Annotated in this window: 14 protein-coding genes; 4 read left to right on the top strand and 10 right to left on the bottom strand. The window is 54.8% G+C overall.

Annotation, left to right across the window (positions count from 1 at the left end):
• Positions 1-82: 82 nt before the first annotated feature.
• From ACQGQ5_RS04370 to ACQGQ5_RS04325, 10 genes are all read right to left on the bottom strand, one after another.
• A complete protein-coding gene (locus ACQGQ5_RS04370; protein ID WP_455735370.1) occupies positions 83-2356 on the bottom strand; it encodes a phage/plasmid primase, P4 family in 2274 nt (757 codons plus the stop codon).
• On the bottom strand, positions 2356-2679 hold the full coding sequence (locus ACQGQ5_RS04365) for a hypothetical protein (protein ID WP_455735369.1): 324 nt from the start codon (positions 2677-2679) through the stop codon (positions 2356-2358). The genes ACQGQ5_RS04370 and ACQGQ5_RS04365 overlap by 1 nt, the downstream gene beginning before the upstream one ends.
• Entirely contained in the window at positions 2663-3100 is a 438-nt protein-coding gene (locus ACQGQ5_RS04360; protein WP_455735368.1) for a DUF7768 domain-containing protein, read from the bottom strand. Before ACQGQ5_RS04360 ends, ACQGQ5_RS04365 begins: the two co-directional genes overlap by 17 nt.
• A gap of 83 nt (positions 3101-3183) precedes the next feature.
• Positions 3184-5124: a DNA polymerase gene (locus ACQGQ5_RS04355; protein WP_455735367.1), complete on the bottom strand. Its 1941-nt coding sequence runs from the start codon at positions 5122-5124 to the stop codon at positions 3184-3186.
• Positions 5125-5181: 57 nt separating this feature from the next.
• Entirely contained in the window at positions 5182-5343 is a 162-nt protein-coding gene (locus ACQGQ5_RS04350; protein ID WP_164919108.1) for a hypothetical protein, read from the bottom strand.
• 13 nt (positions 5344-5356) lie between these two features.
• A complete protein-coding gene (locus ACQGQ5_RS04345; RefSeq protein ID WP_455735366.1) occupies positions 5357-5923 on the bottom strand; it encodes a DUF2815 family protein in 567 nt (188 codons plus the stop codon).
• Positions 5916-7058 (bottom strand): DUF2800 domain-containing protein, encoded by a 1143-nt coding sequence (locus tag ACQGQ5_RS04340; RefSeq protein ID WP_455735365.1) that lies wholly within the window; start codon positions 7056-7058, stop codon positions 5916-5918. Before ACQGQ5_RS04340 ends, ACQGQ5_RS04345 begins: the two co-directional genes overlap by 8 nt.
• Entirely contained in the window at positions 7055-7357 is a 303-nt protein-coding gene (locus tag ACQGQ5_RS04335) for a DNA ligase (protein WP_455735364.1), read from the bottom strand. Before ACQGQ5_RS04335 ends, ACQGQ5_RS04340 begins: the two co-directional genes overlap by 4 nt.
• 285 nt (positions 7358-7642) lie before the next feature.
• Positions 7643-8167 (bottom strand): RNA polymerase sigma factor, encoded by a 525-nt coding sequence (locus tag ACQGQ5_RS04330; RefSeq protein WP_455735363.1) that lies wholly within the window; start codon positions 8165-8167, stop codon positions 7643-7645.
• A gap of 430 nt (positions 8168-8597) precedes the next feature.
• Positions 8598-10490, bottom strand: coding sequence for a helix-turn-helix domain-containing protein (locus ACQGQ5_RS04325; RefSeq protein ID WP_455735362.1), 1893 nt, complete (start codon positions 10488-10490; stop codon positions 8598-8600).
• A gap of 228 nt (positions 10491-10718) precedes the next feature.
• Here ACQGQ5_RS04325 and ACQGQ5_RS04320 point away from each other — a divergent pair, with 228 nt between their 5' ends.
• From ACQGQ5_RS04320 to brxC, 4 genes are read left to right on the top strand one after another with little or no spacing between them, the layout of a single operon-like run.
• On the top strand, positions 10719-10934 hold the full coding sequence (locus tag ACQGQ5_RS04320) for a helix-turn-helix domain-containing protein (RefSeq protein ID WP_455735361.1): 216 nt from the start codon (positions 10719-10721) through the stop codon (positions 10932-10934).
• A 60-nt stretch (positions 10935-10994) separates the two neighbouring features.
• Positions 10995-11612: a DUF1819 family protein gene (locus tag ACQGQ5_RS04315; protein ID WP_455735360.1), complete on the top strand. Its 618-nt coding sequence runs from the start codon at positions 10995-10997 to the stop codon at positions 11610-11612.
• A 15-nt stretch (positions 11613-11627) separates the two neighbouring features.
• Complete coding sequence (locus tag ACQGQ5_RS04310; RefSeq protein WP_455735359.1) at positions 11628-12185, top strand: DUF1788 domain-containing protein; 558 nt, start codon at positions 11628-11630, stop codon at positions 12183-12185.
• Positions 12186-12198: 13 nt separating this feature from the next.
• Positions 12199-15723: a BREX system P-loop protein BrxC gene (gene brxC / locus ACQGQ5_RS04305; protein ID WP_455735358.1), complete on the top strand. Its 3525-nt coding sequence runs from the start codon at positions 12199-12201 to the stop codon at positions 15721-15723.
• Positions 15724-15725: the final 2 nt, after the last annotated feature.

Raw genomic sequence — 15725 nt, 5'->3', positions numbered from 1 at the left:
CGAACTCTTTCTTACGAGATTTTTTATGTGCCTAAGAAAAGTTTTGGAAGAGACCTTCGTCGAGGTCACTTGATTATCTTGTTTACTGCAAAAAGCGCTCGAAATCTCCGTCGTCCGTTTTGAGACGGAGCCCGTTAAAAAAGCGCCGGCCGTCCCGGACAATCCGCTCAAAGCCGGCCTTTTCCAGTGCGAAATAAAAATCCGCGGTGCTGCGGACATATTCGTTTGTGTCGATGCTGTAATTGCGGTACGCCTGATACAAAGCGCCGGAGCTTTCGCGGAAACCGGCGGCAAGCTCGCACCGGTCCTCCAGAAAATGACCGAACCAGTCGTTCTGCGCCCGGTACTCGTCAATGGCTTTTTGCACGCATGCCGGCACGGGGAGCTTGTAATCCAGCGCGATCACCTTTCGGGCACCCTCGATGATCCACGCCAGAATGCTCTCGCCGGCATTGTTGCAAAGATATTCGCCGTAGTTCTTGATGTCGTTTTTTCCTTCTATCTTTGCGCCAAACGGAATCACGATCAGCCTGCGCCAGATTCCGTCGTCGGAGGCGCTGACCTTCGGCAGGTGGTTGGTGTAGAGAACCAGCGTATGGCAGGGCGTGAAGCTGAACGGGTCCTTGTACTTTTTCTCGGCGAACACATCGTCGGTGGAGCAGAGCTGCTTGACGGTGGAGTCGTTGAGCCGGGCGCCCTCCTGCATTTCGGCGGCGATGAGCAGGCGCTTGCCCTTGACCTCGGCCAGCTCCGGCTTGATGTTGCGGCGGCAGCCCACCGTCAGCGTGTCGGCGGAGATGTTGCCGCTGTACAGGCCCAGCACGCGGGAAACCGCGTTCCAGAAGGTGGACTTGCCGTTGCGCCCGCAGCCGTAGGCGATGATGAGCGCTTCCACATAGACCTTGCCGACGGCGGCAAGGCCGCAGATCATCTGCACATAGTCGATGAGTTCGCGGTCTTTGCAGAAGATAAGGTCTAAGCTGTCCTGCCAGAGCTGCCCGCCCTTCCTGCCGGGCGAAACGGAGGTGATTTTGGTGATAAAGTCCGACGGCGCGTGCTCCCGCGCGCCTTCGAGACCTTTGCGCAGATCGTAGGTGGCTTCGGGCGTGCAGAGAAGAAAGCAGTCCGCATCCAGATCCCGCGGGGAAATCTCCAGCATCGGACGCGCCTCTTTGAGCGCCGCGGTGATGTTCTTGGAATCGCGGCGGCGGATCGCATAGGACTGGTAGGCTTTCGCCGCGAGATATTCGTCGTAGGCCTCGGACTGCGCGTCGTTGAACAGCGCTTCCGCCTTGGCTTTGGAAGTCGTGTCGAGAATGCCCTGCGCTCCGCAGTCGGCCATCTTTTTGGCGGCGGCCAGCAGATCCCGGGTCGCCTCCTCCAGCTGGCGGCGGGTCAGCTCGTGGGCCACTGCCTGCGCGCCCGGCTCGGTTTCCTTCCAGTAGTGCTCCGTGTATCGGAGAAAGTGTGTCGCCGGCGAATAGCGCAGCTCACCGGAAAAGTGCTTTGCCAGCACCTCGGCCTGCCCGACGTCGGAGAAATCACCGGGCTTGTATGAGACATCGCTGTTATACACCTCGGGCGGCACATAACAGTCCTGACGCTGAATTTTGGCGTAAAACCGCTGGGCGCTGTGCCAGATGGTCGAAAGCTCGGCGTCCGGAAGCGGCGGCGCGCATTTTGCGGCTTCCTCCAGAAAGCATTGATACGCCTCATCGCCGTCGCCGTATTTCTTGATAACCCTGCCGGCAAATCGGGACAGGGTGGCGTTGCGGCTGCCCTCCGGAATAACCGGGCCGGTTCCGCTGCCGCCGGGAAGATCCGCGTCAAAGTCGTCGTCCTCCAGAAATTCGGTCAGATTCATCCTGCCGGGGAAGAGTTCCACATCGGCGCGGGATGTGCCGAAGAAGAAGCGCGCCGCATCCAGCGCCCTGGTATCAAAATACGGAAAGATGGTGCTTACCAGCTTCTTCATATCGCTGTAAGCAGCCGCGTCGGTGATGCGCGTAATCGGGAAAAGAATATGGAACTTCGGCCGGGCGGGCTTCCCGTTTTTCTCGCGCATGTGGCAGCGGCTGTAATGGACCGCGAAGCCGACATCCGGAAACGCGGCGGCGACATCGGCCGGGCGAACCCAATCGGCCGGGTTTTCGGAGTGGTCGTTGTCGCAGTCCACGGGCAGGCAGTCCGCGCCGAGAAAATTGTCGCCGCTTCGGTAGCTGTTTTTGTACTCGGCGCAGACGTAGTCGCGGCAGACCGCCGCCCGCAGGCTTTCCTCGTCCGTGACTTCGGTTTTGTGGGGATAGGAGCAGTTGCCGGGGTTGCCGACAATGTCGGCGCTGTACAGCGTAAACATCAGTCGCGCACCTTCTTCGCGCCGTCCTCCAATACCTTGGTGATGAACTTCAGCGCCGTGATGATGGTTTCCAGCTCACAGTCGCCGCCGAGCGTGACTTCGAAGCCCTCGTCTCCGCAGCGGCCCAGCGGGCGCACCCGAATATCCGTGCCGCCCTCGTCCGAAATGCGGAAATAGGTGCGGCTTCCGTGCCCGGTGTCTCCGCCCTGATAGCCGTTGGTGCCGGCCTCAGCCTCGAGAACGTTGGCGCTGACAATTTCGCGCGTATAAGTAGGAATTTCTGTGCCGCCGATGCGGCGCGTGCCTTCAGTGACTGCAAACATCCTGTACCTCCTCCATATCTTCCGTGAAGCAGCGCAGGCGGTAGTTCTTCCACCTGGCGCGTTTGATTTCCGCCTGCATGCCGGCTGTGATATTGCCGCCGAACACCCACACCTCGGAGCATTTGCTCATCAGGGCGTTTCCGAAGAACAGCCCAAGCTCCCGCTCCCGCGGGTCGGCGTCGTTCAAAAACTGCGGAAACAGCAGGTGCGGCGCGATCGGAATAAACCCCTTGTCCACGGCGAAGCGGCAGTAATTCCGCGCGGCCCGGACGTTTCTTTCGACATCTCCCGCATAGGGAGAGCAGATGTAGACGATGGGACGAAAAGCCCGGAGCGCGCGCTCCTCTTTTTCAATCAGTGACAGAGCTTCGCAGGCGGTGGGGTCCGGGTAGCCTTCGCTGTTGCGTTTGCCGATGCTCATGGCAGACCTCCTTCCCGGGCGGGCTGCTGCCGCCCGTCTCTATTACCCACTGGAGGCGGCGGCCCGCTTTTGACGAACACGCTTCAGTCTTTTTTATAAAAATCACATTCATATCCGTCGGCGCGGAGCAGCAGACCCTTTGCCCAGGGCGGCGTTCTGCCCATCTGTTCGCAGACGGCCTGCAGAGACATGCCCGGTTCGGCTTCGATGACCACTTCATCGTGAATGTGCATGACGATGGCGCAGCGGCGCAGTGTCCGCATGGCATAGCAGAGGATGTCGCGCGCGGTGGCCTGCACAATGTTTTCCACAAATTTAGGGCCGTAGGAATCGAGGCGCTCCCATTTCTTCGTGCCGCCGACGCCTTCATAGGTGACGCACTGCCCGCCGAACCGGTTTTGACCGATGCGCGGCTTTACATAGGCAAGCCGCCGGCCGGAAGGCAGTGTGACAAAAAGCATCCCGCTCCGGCAGGAGAACACAATGCCGTGGGTGCTGTTGGCATGTTTATTGCGGACGGCCTCAATCGCCGCGCGGTCTACATCCCACCAGAGCTTTACGATATTCGGATTGGACTGCCGCCACGCGTCGACCAGCAAAGGAAGCTCGTCTTCGGCAAGGCCCATTTCGAGAGCGCCCATGGCTTTGAGCGCGCCGACCGAGCCGCCGTACCCGAGCGCCAGCTCCGCAATTTTCCCTTTTTGCCGCAGATGCCCGTTGATTCCGTGCTTTTCGACCGGCACCTTAAACATCTGAGAGGCGGAGGCGCAGTAGATGTCGCCGCCCTTTGCAAAAACCGCCTGCCGCCACTGCTCGCCGGCAAGCCACGCGATCACGCGGGCTTCGATGGCGCTGAAGTCCGCGACGATGAATTTTGCACCCGCCCGCGGCACGAATGCCGTGCGGATCAGCTGGGAGAGCGTATCCGGGACATCTTCGTAGAGCATTTCGACACCGTCATAATCTCCGCGGCGCACCAGCGCGCGGGCCTGCTCCAGGTCGGGAAGGTGGTTCTGCGGCAGGTTTTGCATTTGAATGAGCCGGCCGGCCCAGCGCCCGGTTCGGCTGGCGCCGTAAAACTGGAACATGCCGCGGGCGCGTCCGTCGGCGCAGACGGCGGTCTCCATCGCCTGATATTTCCGCACCGAGGATTTGGCAAGCTGCTGTCGGAGGGAGAGCGCGTCGCCGAGGGGTTCCGGTGCGGTTTTCATCAGCTCTGCAACAGCCTTTTTTCCGAGGGTATCCGTTTCCAGACCGTTTTCCGCAAGCCAGTGCTTCATCTGCTGAACCGAATTCGGATTGTCCAGCTCCGTCAGCTTCTTCATGGCAGCGGTAAGCTGCCGGCGGGAGCGGGCGTCCATCGCGATGGCTTGCCTGACCAGCGTCAGATCCAGCGCGGCGCCCCGGTCGTTGATTTCCTGATCCAGCTGATACTCCTCCCAAACGCTTTCGGACACCGGGAACTTGGAAAGCCGCGCCTGAACGGACATCTCCGTTTCCACATCGCGGGCATTGTACCGCTTGAAGGCGGCCCACTTGTCCGGTGCGTGCGCGGGACGGTTGCGGGTGCGGCCGGCATTGGCTTTTGTCGGCGCGCAGGGCCGGCAGAAATATTTGATGAGTTCCCTGCCCTCGGTGAGCTTTTGCTTTTCCAGCCCCAGCACTGTGCCCACACCCTCCAGCGACAGCGGCAGGCCCATGGCCGCCGCCCAAACCATGGAACAGCGCCACTGGGCGGGGTCGAGATAGGCTCCGGCGGGCAGCCCGAGGAACCGGGAGAGGCAGACGCGCTCGAAATTTGCATTGAACGCCCATTTGACAACGGCCTCGTCGGTAAGAGCCGCGGCAATTTCAGGCGGGAGCTTCTCCCCGCAGGCGAGGTCGACAACCCGAACCGGGCCGCCGTCCGCACTGCAGCCGAACAGGAGAATCTCAAAGTCGGGGGATTCCGCGTATTTGTAAACGCCGCATTTGGAAAGCGGCGCGCTGCTGTAGGTTTCAATATCAATCGAGAGAGTTTTCATGGAATTGTCCTTTCATGGAGAAAGGGCGGCAGAGAACGAGTCCCCGCCGCCCTGTGCTTACTCCGTTTTTGTGGAAGTTCCCTCGGCTTTCTTGCGTTTGCGGCGCTTTTCCTTGAATTCTCTCACGGCGCAGATGATAATCCCCACAAGATTTCCGATTAAGTAGCCGACGGTGGCGCCGAAGCACACGGAAAGCATCATGCTTTGAATATCAGACATGTCCGCCTCCTCCTTAATTCAGAAAATCTTCATCGTCGTCGGACGCGAAGTCGTTTTCGGCGCTGGTCTTGCCGCCGAGAGGTTCGCCATTACGTATTTTCTGTAGATTGTTCAAACCACAGGCTATACCCTTATTACCATTTGCAGAGAAAGCATACAGGTTGATGCTGGCGCGGCCGTACACACCGGAGTACACCTCGGAGCGGGTGAGCACCGGATTCAGGTCGGCGTCCACAATGCCGGGAGCCGTCGTGGAGTTGGCGTTGATAAAGTAGGCGTTGGCATAGGCGGGGTCGTCGGGGCGTTCCGCGTCGCCGTCGCGAAGCGGGTTCTTGATGGCGGCCAGCGGCGGCACGGTCTTGCCGTTTCCTCTGAGCTTGGACTCGCCCTCGCGGTAGGCCGCTTCGATGGCCGCCTTAATCTTGGCGACGGTTCTGGTGTCAGACTTTGGGATGATCAGGCTGACGCTGTATTTCGGCGTGCCGCCGTTGATGGACTTGGGCTCCCAGACGTTGGCGTAGCTCCAGCGGGTATCGGGGCCGGTGATCACTTTCATGGGATTGCTGACTTTGTTAGACATAGGATTGTCCTCCTTCATTTTCGTTAAAATCGGCTTCCGCCGTTGACATGGCCGGGCGTTTGTCGCTCTCCGGCACGAGCGTGGGTTTGCCCTGGGGTTTTTCGATGTAAGGGATCAAAAGCTCGTCAAAGCGGGATTTTCCGAGCAGCTTCTGCATGGCGGTGACGCCGAGCACCCTGCGCTCATAGGGGTCGAAGCCCGCGCGCTCGACCACATCGGCGACGACTGTTTCATTCACGTACTTCCGATTGGATCGGCCTTCGACCAGTTTCCAGCCGGTCCACTTCTTGCCGCTGACGGCCTGCCGCAGGGCGTATTCCCTGATGGCCGACGCCCACGAAACGAGCTCGTCCGCTTTGGAAAGAATGTCCTCGATGTCCTCGTCCGTGAGGAGAGGCGGCAGCTTGAACTCGTACTGCGCCAGCGCAAGATTGGCCTCGGCCCGGGCGCGGCAGTCGGCCTTTACCTTACAAAAGCCGCACCATTCTCCGCAGAGAAAATTGCCGTCGCCGGCAAAGGCAAGCTTGGCGGTGGGCTTCAGCACCTCGTCGGCCCAGTGATACAGGGAGTCTTTGGAGATTTCCCAGGTGCTGACGTTGTCCCGGCGCGGCTGGTAGATGGTCATGCCGACCGTTTCGATGTCGTAGATGCCGTCGAAAAGCTCCAGCGCGCCGAGCGCGTAGCACTGCATCTGCGGATTTTCCTCAGCGGTTACCAGAACACCGAGACCGTGTTTATAGTCGATGACCCGCAGGGTGCCGTCCGCGATAATGATGCAGTCGGCCGTTCCGAATCCGCCTTCCACCCAGCGGGAGAAATCGACGCGCTGTTCAATGAGCACCACCGGATCGGCGCAGCTCTGCTTGGCGGTTTCCGCCTGTTCGAGCACATAAGCGGCGTAGCCGGCGGCGCAGTCGTTCATTTCCTCGTTGTACCAGGTCAGGTTGTCGGCCGGGTTCTCGGCGGGAAGCCCCAGCGCCCTGCGGAGCTTGTATTCGCACAGCGCGTGGGCGTCGGTGCCTTCGGCGGCGTAGTCGCTGCCTTTGTCCGCATAGCTTTCACAAAGTCGGGCAGACGGCGGGCAGTGGAGCCAGCGGTCGGCGCTGGATGCGGAGAGAAGTGCGTGCGCCCTCATGTCAGGGCCTCCGCTTCCTTGAAAAGCCCGGGATATTCCGCAGGACTTACCTCCGACAACTTTGCGGCGCCGTGCTTCAAAAGCAGGGAGCGAATCTCGGCGGTGTGGCCCGCACGGGATTTGTCCGCGAGCACGGCTCTTACTTCCTCCAGCGTCAGAGCCGGTTCTGCCGGGGGCGCTTTTTCGGCTGGCTCTTTTGCGCCGAACGCCTCGGCCAGCCAGTTCGCCGCGTCGTTAATAGCGGCAGCGGCGCTGCGCAGTTCTTCGATGGTGGCAGCCATATCGCCCATTTTGCTCATCTGCTTTTCCTCCTTCCTCGGATTGACTCTGATCGGCAAGTATCGTGAGTTTCCTTGCCATGCGTTTGGACACGGCGCTGATTGCGGTCAGGATTTCAATGAGTTCTCTGTCCGCAGCGCGGGCTCGGATGTCGGTTTCGTACACCTTGTTCACCTCCCCGGAAGGAGCGGTTGTCATTTTTGCTCTTTCCACTACCCACTGGAGGTGGGAAGGGCGTTTTGACGAAGCAGGGGAAAAAATTTGAAAAATCTCCGACCGCTTTGGGGGCGGCCGAAGATACAGGGCTAAAACAAGTCAGGGTATTCGCGCTGCAGAAGCTCCTTTGCCTTTTTGAGGCGGGAGAGAAACGTGGTGCGCGGGATGCCGATTTTATCGGCAATCTCTGTGTCGGACAGCCCCGCCATGCGCAGGCTACCGATGCGGCGGGCCTCCGGCATAATTTCAGCGAGACGCTGAAAGAGCATGTCCAGCATGATTTGGTCAGTCACGACGTCTTCGATGCCGGCGGCTGAATCGGCAAGTTTGTCCAGCATGGAGAGCTCATCGCCGTCGCTGTTTTGATAGGTACGGTCAATGGAAAGGGTGTCGCCGGGGGCGTGAAACTCGCAGTCGAGGCAGTCGCCGTCGCACATCCAGTTCTTGCTTTTGGGGCACATGCACTGATGATGTGCTTGTGCGCGTTTTCTGATTGCCCAGATATCACGGTAGTAGGCGTAGTATTGTGCTTCTGTGACCTCGACCCACTGCTTTTCACGGGGCAGGAAGATTTTGAAGACGCGGGGTTGACTTTGGTTTTCATGGTTTGTCATGGTTGTCCTTTCCGCCTGATGCGCGGTGGGCGGAGGACAAAAACAGAGCCTGTGCACTGTCGGCACACAGACCCTTTGCCTGAAAAAGGCGCAACAAGGAAAGGGTACCGACATTGCCATTCACCGCCGTAAGCGGTGAACAGGACAATATTTGTATCCTCGGCCTTTATTGCAAATCAGGCTTTGAATTTATTTGACCGGGAGCCTAAGACGGCTCGTCCGTTTTGCCGCGGGAGTGATCCCGTTTGGCATGATTCCATTTTACCGGGGCACGCAGCATTGCACACGGACATGGAATGTCCGTTCAGATACTCTGCAGGTACAAAAAAAGCCCGCGCGAAACAAGATGTTCGCACGGACAGGCACGCCGGTTATTGAAAACAGGCATAAAAATACCCGGACACAAAATGTCCGGGCTGGCTGATATTTTTTATTTTTCTTTTGTCAGCGGAGCAAGATTTACCCCTCGTAGGATGTCATTGCATTCGAATATCGTTTTTGTATAGCAGGCTTCCAGTAAAAAGTGATAGGTCATAAATTTGGGACCACTGCCCAACGAATAGGCCGAGCGGCTGATCAACGCTTGGCTGATGACAGGAGGAAGCTGCAGGGCGATGCAGATTGCCACGATGGTTTCTATAGTGGTTTCATATTCCTCGTTGTTCCGCATTCGGCTTATGGTCTTTGGATCCAGAGAACAAGCTTCGGCAAGCGCTTCGACTGTTTTGCCGCGCCATTTCATAAGAGCTGTCAGCGCACCTGAAAAACTGCCCGGCAGATTTTGCAAAACATCCGAAAGTTCTTTTGCGTAAGCCTGAAGCATTTTTGCGCGGCCGTCTACCGTGTCATTTTCCGGCGAAGTGTTATAATGGGCTTCGAAGACGATATCAGACGTGGAGTCCCGGTACAGGACACACTCGGTAAAATACTGCTTTCCGTAGCTGTTGGAGGATTTCTGGATGGTTAGGTCAAAGACAAGGCAGCACTCGTCGGCGTGGTGTCTGGCGTAGTCGGTAAGGTCTGCCGTGCCGTCCTCATCGTATTCTATGTATTTGGGATGGTTGATGCAGAAGTGGGAATCGGCAAAAATATAGCGGCCGCTTTGTATCTTTTCGCGCAGGTCCTGATTGACCGTGCTTTCGACAATGGCATCACGCTCGCCGATGGAAAAGGTCTGGTTGCGTTTCAAAGCGCCCCGCTTGAAAGCGTGTGGTTTCACATAGTGCCCGTCAATGTAAGTGAAAGCTCCAAGAGCCTCTTCATAACCGAGGTCTGCCATCCTGATTTTGGCGGCCAGACGCGAAACGCAGAAAAACGTCGCCATTTCGTCGATAACCGGCTGAATAATATCGACAAGCTCGTCCGTCCGGAGAATATTCTTATATTTGCGGATCAGCTCAGCCGCTTTGATTTTGGCCTGCCTGTACGGCATCTGGATTCGCGGGGCGAGGGCGTTCGCCTGCCACTCCATCCAGTCGGTGGCCGTCCTGGTTTTGCCGTCCTTGATTCCGCCGACCACCTGGCATTTTATCTGGGTCGCATTCTCGTTGTAAAGCCGCTCCAGTTCGAAGGCTTTCCGGTGTTTATCCCAATGGACGCACTCGTGCACGATGGTATTGTTGACCGAGCCGACATTCCGCAGGAAGAAGGACTCGGGATCGACGAAGATCGTACCTTTGTTCACATGAGTCCTTTTAAACGACGAGTCGGATTTATCGTAATACTCGGCATCGCAGTCCGCAAAAAAGATCTGACCGAAGGTGGAGCAGTCCGCGGAAGCGCTTTTCATCTGGATGGAAAGGCCCATGCGCTCCGCCAATATGCCGGGATCCACAAACATAGGCCGGGACAAGGCTTCTTTATAATTCCTTTCCAGGAAGTCCCGGGCGACATCTTCAAGCTGGTCGCTTCTGATAAGGGGAACCAGAGAATCGGACATCGGATTGCAGTATTTTCTGCGGCTGTCGTATGGCTCGACGGAAGAGATGGTGAAATCATCGAGGCTGCCCGCCAGATCGCCGAAGCAGGAAATTTTGAACCACTGCGTTTTGTCGTCGTATCGGTCGGTGTGCCTGTCCGTTTCGGATATTTCAAACTCCGCTTCCAGAATAACATCGAAGGCAATCTTCATGCCGGGCAGATTTTCCACATAAACGCATTTGACGTTGATATCCGACAGCTCCGCACGGTCGATCGTACGCACCAGTCTGGAGGAGACATCGAGGCTTTGGCAGTTCTGTTCCAACCAATTGGACACAGAGCCGTACAGCTCGTTATAGAAACGGTCTGCAACGTACTCTTTAAACGAACGATCCTGCGCCATGCCCGATCCCTCCGTATTCTCTTATGATTGATGCATATGATGTTCCCTTCTGAAATGACTTTGCACGCTCGGAAAATATACCCAACGAAATTATATCATAGACCGTGTGACAAGTTCAAGATTTCTCGTCAAAAAATCATGTGTACGTGAAGAAAAAGGTTGAATTTTGGCATATAATCATGGTATACTGTTATGCGAAACGACTTTATGCTTTCAGGGGTGATGAGAGTGGCCATTAGCTATAAGAAACTATGGAAACTTCTAATTGACAAAGATATGAAGAAAAAGGACCTGCAGAAAGCTGCTGGAATCAGTTCCGCATCAGTTACGAAGCTCGGAAAAAATGAGAATGTGAATACGGAGATATTAGAGAAAATTTGCTTGGCGCTGGAATGCGATATTAGCGATATTATGGAGATTGTAAACGATGATTCAAATAGATAGCGAATCCTGCAGTCCAGTTTTGGCAGAACGATTAGCTGTATATGGTAAAGGAAGAGGGCGATGGTCATGCTCTTAAACCGTGAAAGCCCTTATAAGGCGTCCATCACCAGAGAACAATTCCTGTTTTATGAGATGCGGACCACTGCAAAATTGATGCAGGAGGGTTTGCCAGACGAAAAAATCGTGGGGCAAATTGCAGCAGATAATCTATTTCAATACCCTACAGAAAAATCAGTCAAACGGATTGCAAATGCTTGTATCAGGAGACTGAGGGCTATGAATGATGACAACTTAATTCAAGCGATCGCCGTACAGCCTACAGCAGTGGCAAAGCAGATATGTTTATACGCTATGATGAAGCACAGCCGTTTGGTCTGGGATTTCATGCTAACGGTGATCGGTGAGAAGTACCGTTTAAGGGACACATCGTTTGGTAAAATAGACTTGAATATTTATTTTTTGCGGTTACAGGAGCAGGATGATTCTGTGGCTACATGGAGTGATACCACCATTACAAAACTGAAACAGGTGCTCACCAAAATACTGGTTGAGAACGAGTATCTTGACAATTTCAAATCCGATCATCTGAATCCGATTTGGCTCAGCCCAATATTGGAAAATGCGATCAGAAGTAATCACGACAACGCGGCTCTGCCGGCGTTTAACTGCTTTTCATAAGGAGGTATCGGCTGCATGAGCGAGATAAAAGAACGTTTAGACCGATTGAGGACGCTTGTTCAGGATGGGGACTTCCTTGAAGGAAAGGGCCTGAGCAATGAAGTGAATATCCGAATCTTTTGCTATGACGCGTCAGATGAGATGATTGTGCGGCATTTCATAGGCCAGCTCATCGCCGATCCGTCTCTCGGTTGTCATATCATTGAATGCAATCTGTATGAAACATTTTTGAAGATATGCAACGACATGGGTATTACGGAAGAAATTCCGCCTATGGAAAGGGATTCCGGCAAAGATTTCCTCTTAAAGCAGCTGCAATCTATAGCGACAGAAGGCGCCTTCGTTGAGAAAATTCAATATGCGCCGCATGAAAATGGCGACGTATTGATGCTAACCGGTGTTGGAGATGTGTTCCCGTTTATGCGTGTGCACTCCCTTTTGGAAGCGCTGCAGCCGCATTTTTCGGATATTCCCATTCTGGTGATGTACCCCGGAAAATTTAATGGCAATTATCTCAAACTGTTTGATAAACTTACGCCCAACCCATATTACCGGGCGTTCAATGTGGTATAAGGAGGAACGTGGCATGATAATCCGGGATATGTTCTCCGATGACATTAACCGTCCGATCAACGGTGTCATTAAAGTTGATCAGGATGCGACCGATGTGATTGATCAGGAAGTCCGCGAATATGTGATCACCAAGGAGCTGAAGAGGCACTTTATCACTTTTTTCAACTATTACAGCGACGCCTTTGAAACTCCGACCGCTGATATCGGCGTTTGGATCTCTGGCTTCTTTGGTAGTGGTAAATCTCACTTTCTGAAAATGCTTTCCTACATATTAGCGAACCGCGACGTGGGCGGTGTGAAGACGGTCGAACTGTTCCGAAGAAAATTTGAGGATGATCCGGCTACCTTCATGCTGATTGATAAGGCAACGAGGGGTAAAACGGAAACCATCCTTTTTAATATCGATATTGAAGGCCCTATCAATAAAGACAAGACTGCCGTGCTTCGCGTTTTTGCAAAAATGTTTTACACGCATCTGGGCTATTATGGAGAGAATTTGAAAGTCGCCAAGCTGGAGCATTATATCGATCAGTGCGGCAAGACCGAAGAATTCCGACGCGTTTTTGAAGATAAAAAGGGCATGCCATGGCTGAAGGCCAGACAGGCATTTTCTTTCCACGGAAAATACATCGTTCCCACACTCATGGAAGTCCTCGATATGAGCGAGGAAGATGCGAAAAACTGGTTCAACGATAAATCCGCTACTGAAATGAGCATCGCGCAGCTGGTAGCCGAGATCAAAGAATATGTGAACAGCAAACCGAAGGATTTTCGGCTGCTATTTATGATCGACGAGGTCGGTCAGTATGTCGGTACCGACACCGATATGCTTTTAAACTTGCAGTCGCTGATTGAGGAAATCGGCAGTAAGTGCGGCGGAAAAGTATGGGTTGTCTGCACAGGGCAAGAGGCCATTGACGAAATTATCAAGGTCCGCGCCGACGAGTTCTCCCGTATTCAGGCCCGTTTCAAGACCCGCTTATCCCTGTCGTCCTCCTCTGTGGATGAAGTCATCCAAAAGCGTATTCTAAATAAAAAGCCGGAGGCAGCCGCCCAACTCGAAGCGCTGTATAACGAGAACGATTCTGTGCTGCGCAACCTCTTCAGCTTTACAGATTCTGTGCTGGATATCAAGGGTTACAACGGGGCCGGTGAATTTGCGGTAGACTTTCCATTCGTGCCATATCAGTTCATCATCATACAGAAGGTTTTTGCTGAGATCCGCAAGCACGGCAATTCAGGCAAACATCTCTCCGGCGGCGAACGTTCCATGCTGTCCGGATTCCAGGAGGCGGCACAGGCAATTCAGGAGAAGGACAAGTACGCTCTGGTTCCGTTCTTCCGTTTTTATGATACCGTGCATACTTTCCTCGACGGGTCGATCCGCCGCGTGATCGAGCGCTGTGAGCGTGCGGCCAATAACGGCAACGGGATTGAACCCCAAGATGTCAACCTGTTGAAGCTGCTGTATCTGGTTCGTTATATCGATGATATCAAAGCTACGCTGGACAATCTCGTAATCCTGATGGCCGACGACATCCGCACCGATAAGGTCTTGCTGCGCGAGGCTGTCCGTGCCTCTCTGGACAGGCTGCTGAGCCAGAATTACATCGGCAGAAGCGGCGATACCTACAACTTCCTCACCGATGAAGAACAGGACATTCAGCGCGAAATCAAGAACACGCCAGTGGATACCGCCGCGATGGTGGAGCGGATCGCCCACATGATCTACGGCGATATCTATACGACGAAAAAATACCGCTACGGTATTTATGACTTTGCCTTTGAACAGATGGTCGACGGTGTCACGGTCGGCGCGGCAAGCGGTGGAATGCGTCTCAAATTTCTGACAGTAGCCACAGACGCCGTTGAAAAATCCGAATTGCGGCTTATGGCAGAATCCTCCGGGCAGGCAATCGTCGTACTGCCTGATTCCCCGTATTACGAATCGCTGGAAAACGCGATGAAGATCCGCAAATATGTGAAGCAGCGCAATGTGGCGCAGCTACCGAAGTCCGTGCAGGACATCATCCGTGACCAGCAGGACGAGGCCGCCGACTACGAGCAATCTGCGATGGACGATCTGCGGAAGGCCATTGAAAACGCCGCCTTCTATGTGGACGGCGAGCACATTGAAATCAAGAGCGGAGATGCTAAAGCAAAGATTGACCAGGCCCTTGAATATCTGGTAGCCCACGTTTACAGCGACCTTGATCTGATCACAAAAAACGCCGATTCCGATGCGGATATCATTGCAATTCTTGACGGCTCTGCCGACAGCGGCATGTTGCCGGGCTTCGCCCCAAATCAGGATGCAGCGGCTAAGATGGAAGAATTTCTGGAGATGCAGTTTCGCAAGAACCTGCCTACCTCGATGGCGGACATTCAGAGCCGCTATCAGGCGATTCCGTATGGCTGGAGGGAAATCGATATCGCCGCGGTTGCCGCCCAGCTGATTTATGAGCAGAAGGTCACGATCAAATACGCGGGGACGACCATTCAGCCGAACAATCCGAAACTGCCGGATATGCTGCGTAAAAAAAGTGAGACGGGCAAAACAATCATTTCCACACGCCAGATCGTTTCTGTTGCCAAAATGAAAGAGGCAAAGGAGTTTCTGCGCGACTATTTCGATATCATGGACGTGCCGGACGATGAGGATGGCTTGATTGCGTTCATCATCCTGAAGTTTTCAGACCTGAAAGCGCACTACGCAGATCTGGGCAAACGCTACGAGGGGCATCAATATCCCGATCATGTTCTTGTAACAACAGGCATCCAACTGATCGACGACGTTCTCTCGCAGCAGAAGGACAATATCGCCCTGATCGACCGCGTCATCAAACGGCAGGACGAGCTGGATGACAATAAGGAAGCCATGCAGAATGTGGAAAGCTTCTTTAAGAACCAGGTGACGGTTTTTGACGCCGCTGTGCAGCTGGAAGCCGACCTCGCGAATGAACTGGATTATCTCTCGAAAGAGCCGGAAGCCAATACGGCGCTGAATCAGATCCGGCTCATTCTTATGAGCACCGGCAAGTTTGATTATAAGCGCATCCCGGAGCTGAACACCCTCATGGCTACGGTGCATGAGGGTCATGACCGCCTGCTGGCTGCAAAACGAGACGAACTGCTGGAGATCGTCCGTCAATGCATGGAGGCGATCCACACGGCGGGAAGCGGCGATCTGGACGTCAAGAACCTGATCACCGCAGCAGACAATTTCTATACACAGAAAAAGCAACGCATAGCGGAACTCAAAAGCCTCGCGCTTCTGGACGGCCTCGTCCCGCTGCTGCTGAACCAGAAGGACGAAACCTGCGGCAAGATCGAAGCTATGAACAGGCCGCCGGAGCCGAAGCCGCCTGTTATCCCTGGCAAGCCTGCCCCGAAGAAGATTATCAAGGCGTTAAACCGCCAGGTAGTCTTCCCGGCAAAGCGGCTGGAAAGCGACGCCGATATCGACGCCTATGTGGAAAAAATGCGCGAACAGCTGAAAACACTCATGAAAAGCTGCGACGGCATCGAGCTGAAGTAAGG

Source organism: Caproiciproducens sp. (assembly GCF_053840905.1).
This window is presented reverse-complemented; position numbering and strand designations above follow the sequence as displayed.

Coding starts and splice junctions, on each gene's coding strand:
- ACQGQ5_RS04370 (WP_455735370.1), bottom strand. CDS start 2,356: ATGTTTACGCTGTACAGCGCCGACATTGTCGGCAACCCCGGCAACTGC.
- ACQGQ5_RS04330 (WP_455735363.1), bottom strand. CDS start 8,167: ATGACAAACCATGAAAACCAAAGTCAACCCCGCGTCTTCAAAATCTTC.
- ACQGQ5_RS04315 (WP_455735360.1), top strand. CDS start 10,995: ATGGTCATGCTCTTAAACCGTGAAAGCCCTTATAAGGCGTCCATCACC.
- ACQGQ5_RS04360 (WP_455735368.1), bottom strand. CDS start 3,100: ATGAGCATCGGCAAACGCAACAGCGAAGGCTACCCGGACCCCACCGCC.
- ACQGQ5_RS04340 (WP_455735365.1), bottom strand. CDS start 7,058: ATGAGGGCGCACGCACTTCTCTCCGCATCCAGCGCCGACCGCTGGCTC.
- ACQGQ5_RS04350 (WP_164919108.1), bottom strand. CDS start 5,343: ATGTCTGATATTCAAAGCATGATGCTTTCCGTGTGCTTCGGCGCCACC.
- ACQGQ5_RS04365 (WP_455735369.1), bottom strand. CDS start 2,679: ATGTTTGCAGTCACTGAAGGCACGCGCCGCATCGGCGGCACAGAAATT.
- ACQGQ5_RS04335 (WP_455735364.1), bottom strand. CDS start 7,357: ATGAGCAAAATGGGCGATATGGCTGCCACCATCGAAGAACTGCGCAGC.
- ACQGQ5_RS04325 (WP_455735362.1), bottom strand. CDS start 10,490: ATGGCGCAGGATCGTTCGTTTAAAGAGTACGTTGCAGACCGTTTCTAT.
- ACQGQ5_RS04355 (WP_455735367.1), bottom strand. CDS start 5,124: ATGAAAACTCTCTCGATTGATATTGAAACCTACAGCAGCGCGCCGCTT.
- ACQGQ5_RS04310 (WP_455735359.1), top strand. CDS start 11,628: ATGAGCGAGATAAAAGAACGTTTAGACCGATTGAGGACGCTTGTTCAG.
- brxC (WP_455735358.1), top strand. CDS start 12,199: ATGATAATCCGGGATATGTTCTCCGATGACATTAACCGTCCGATCAAC.
- ACQGQ5_RS04345 (WP_455735366.1), bottom strand. CDS start 5,923: ATGTCTAACAAAGTCAGCAATCCCATGAAAGTGATCACCGGCCCCGAT.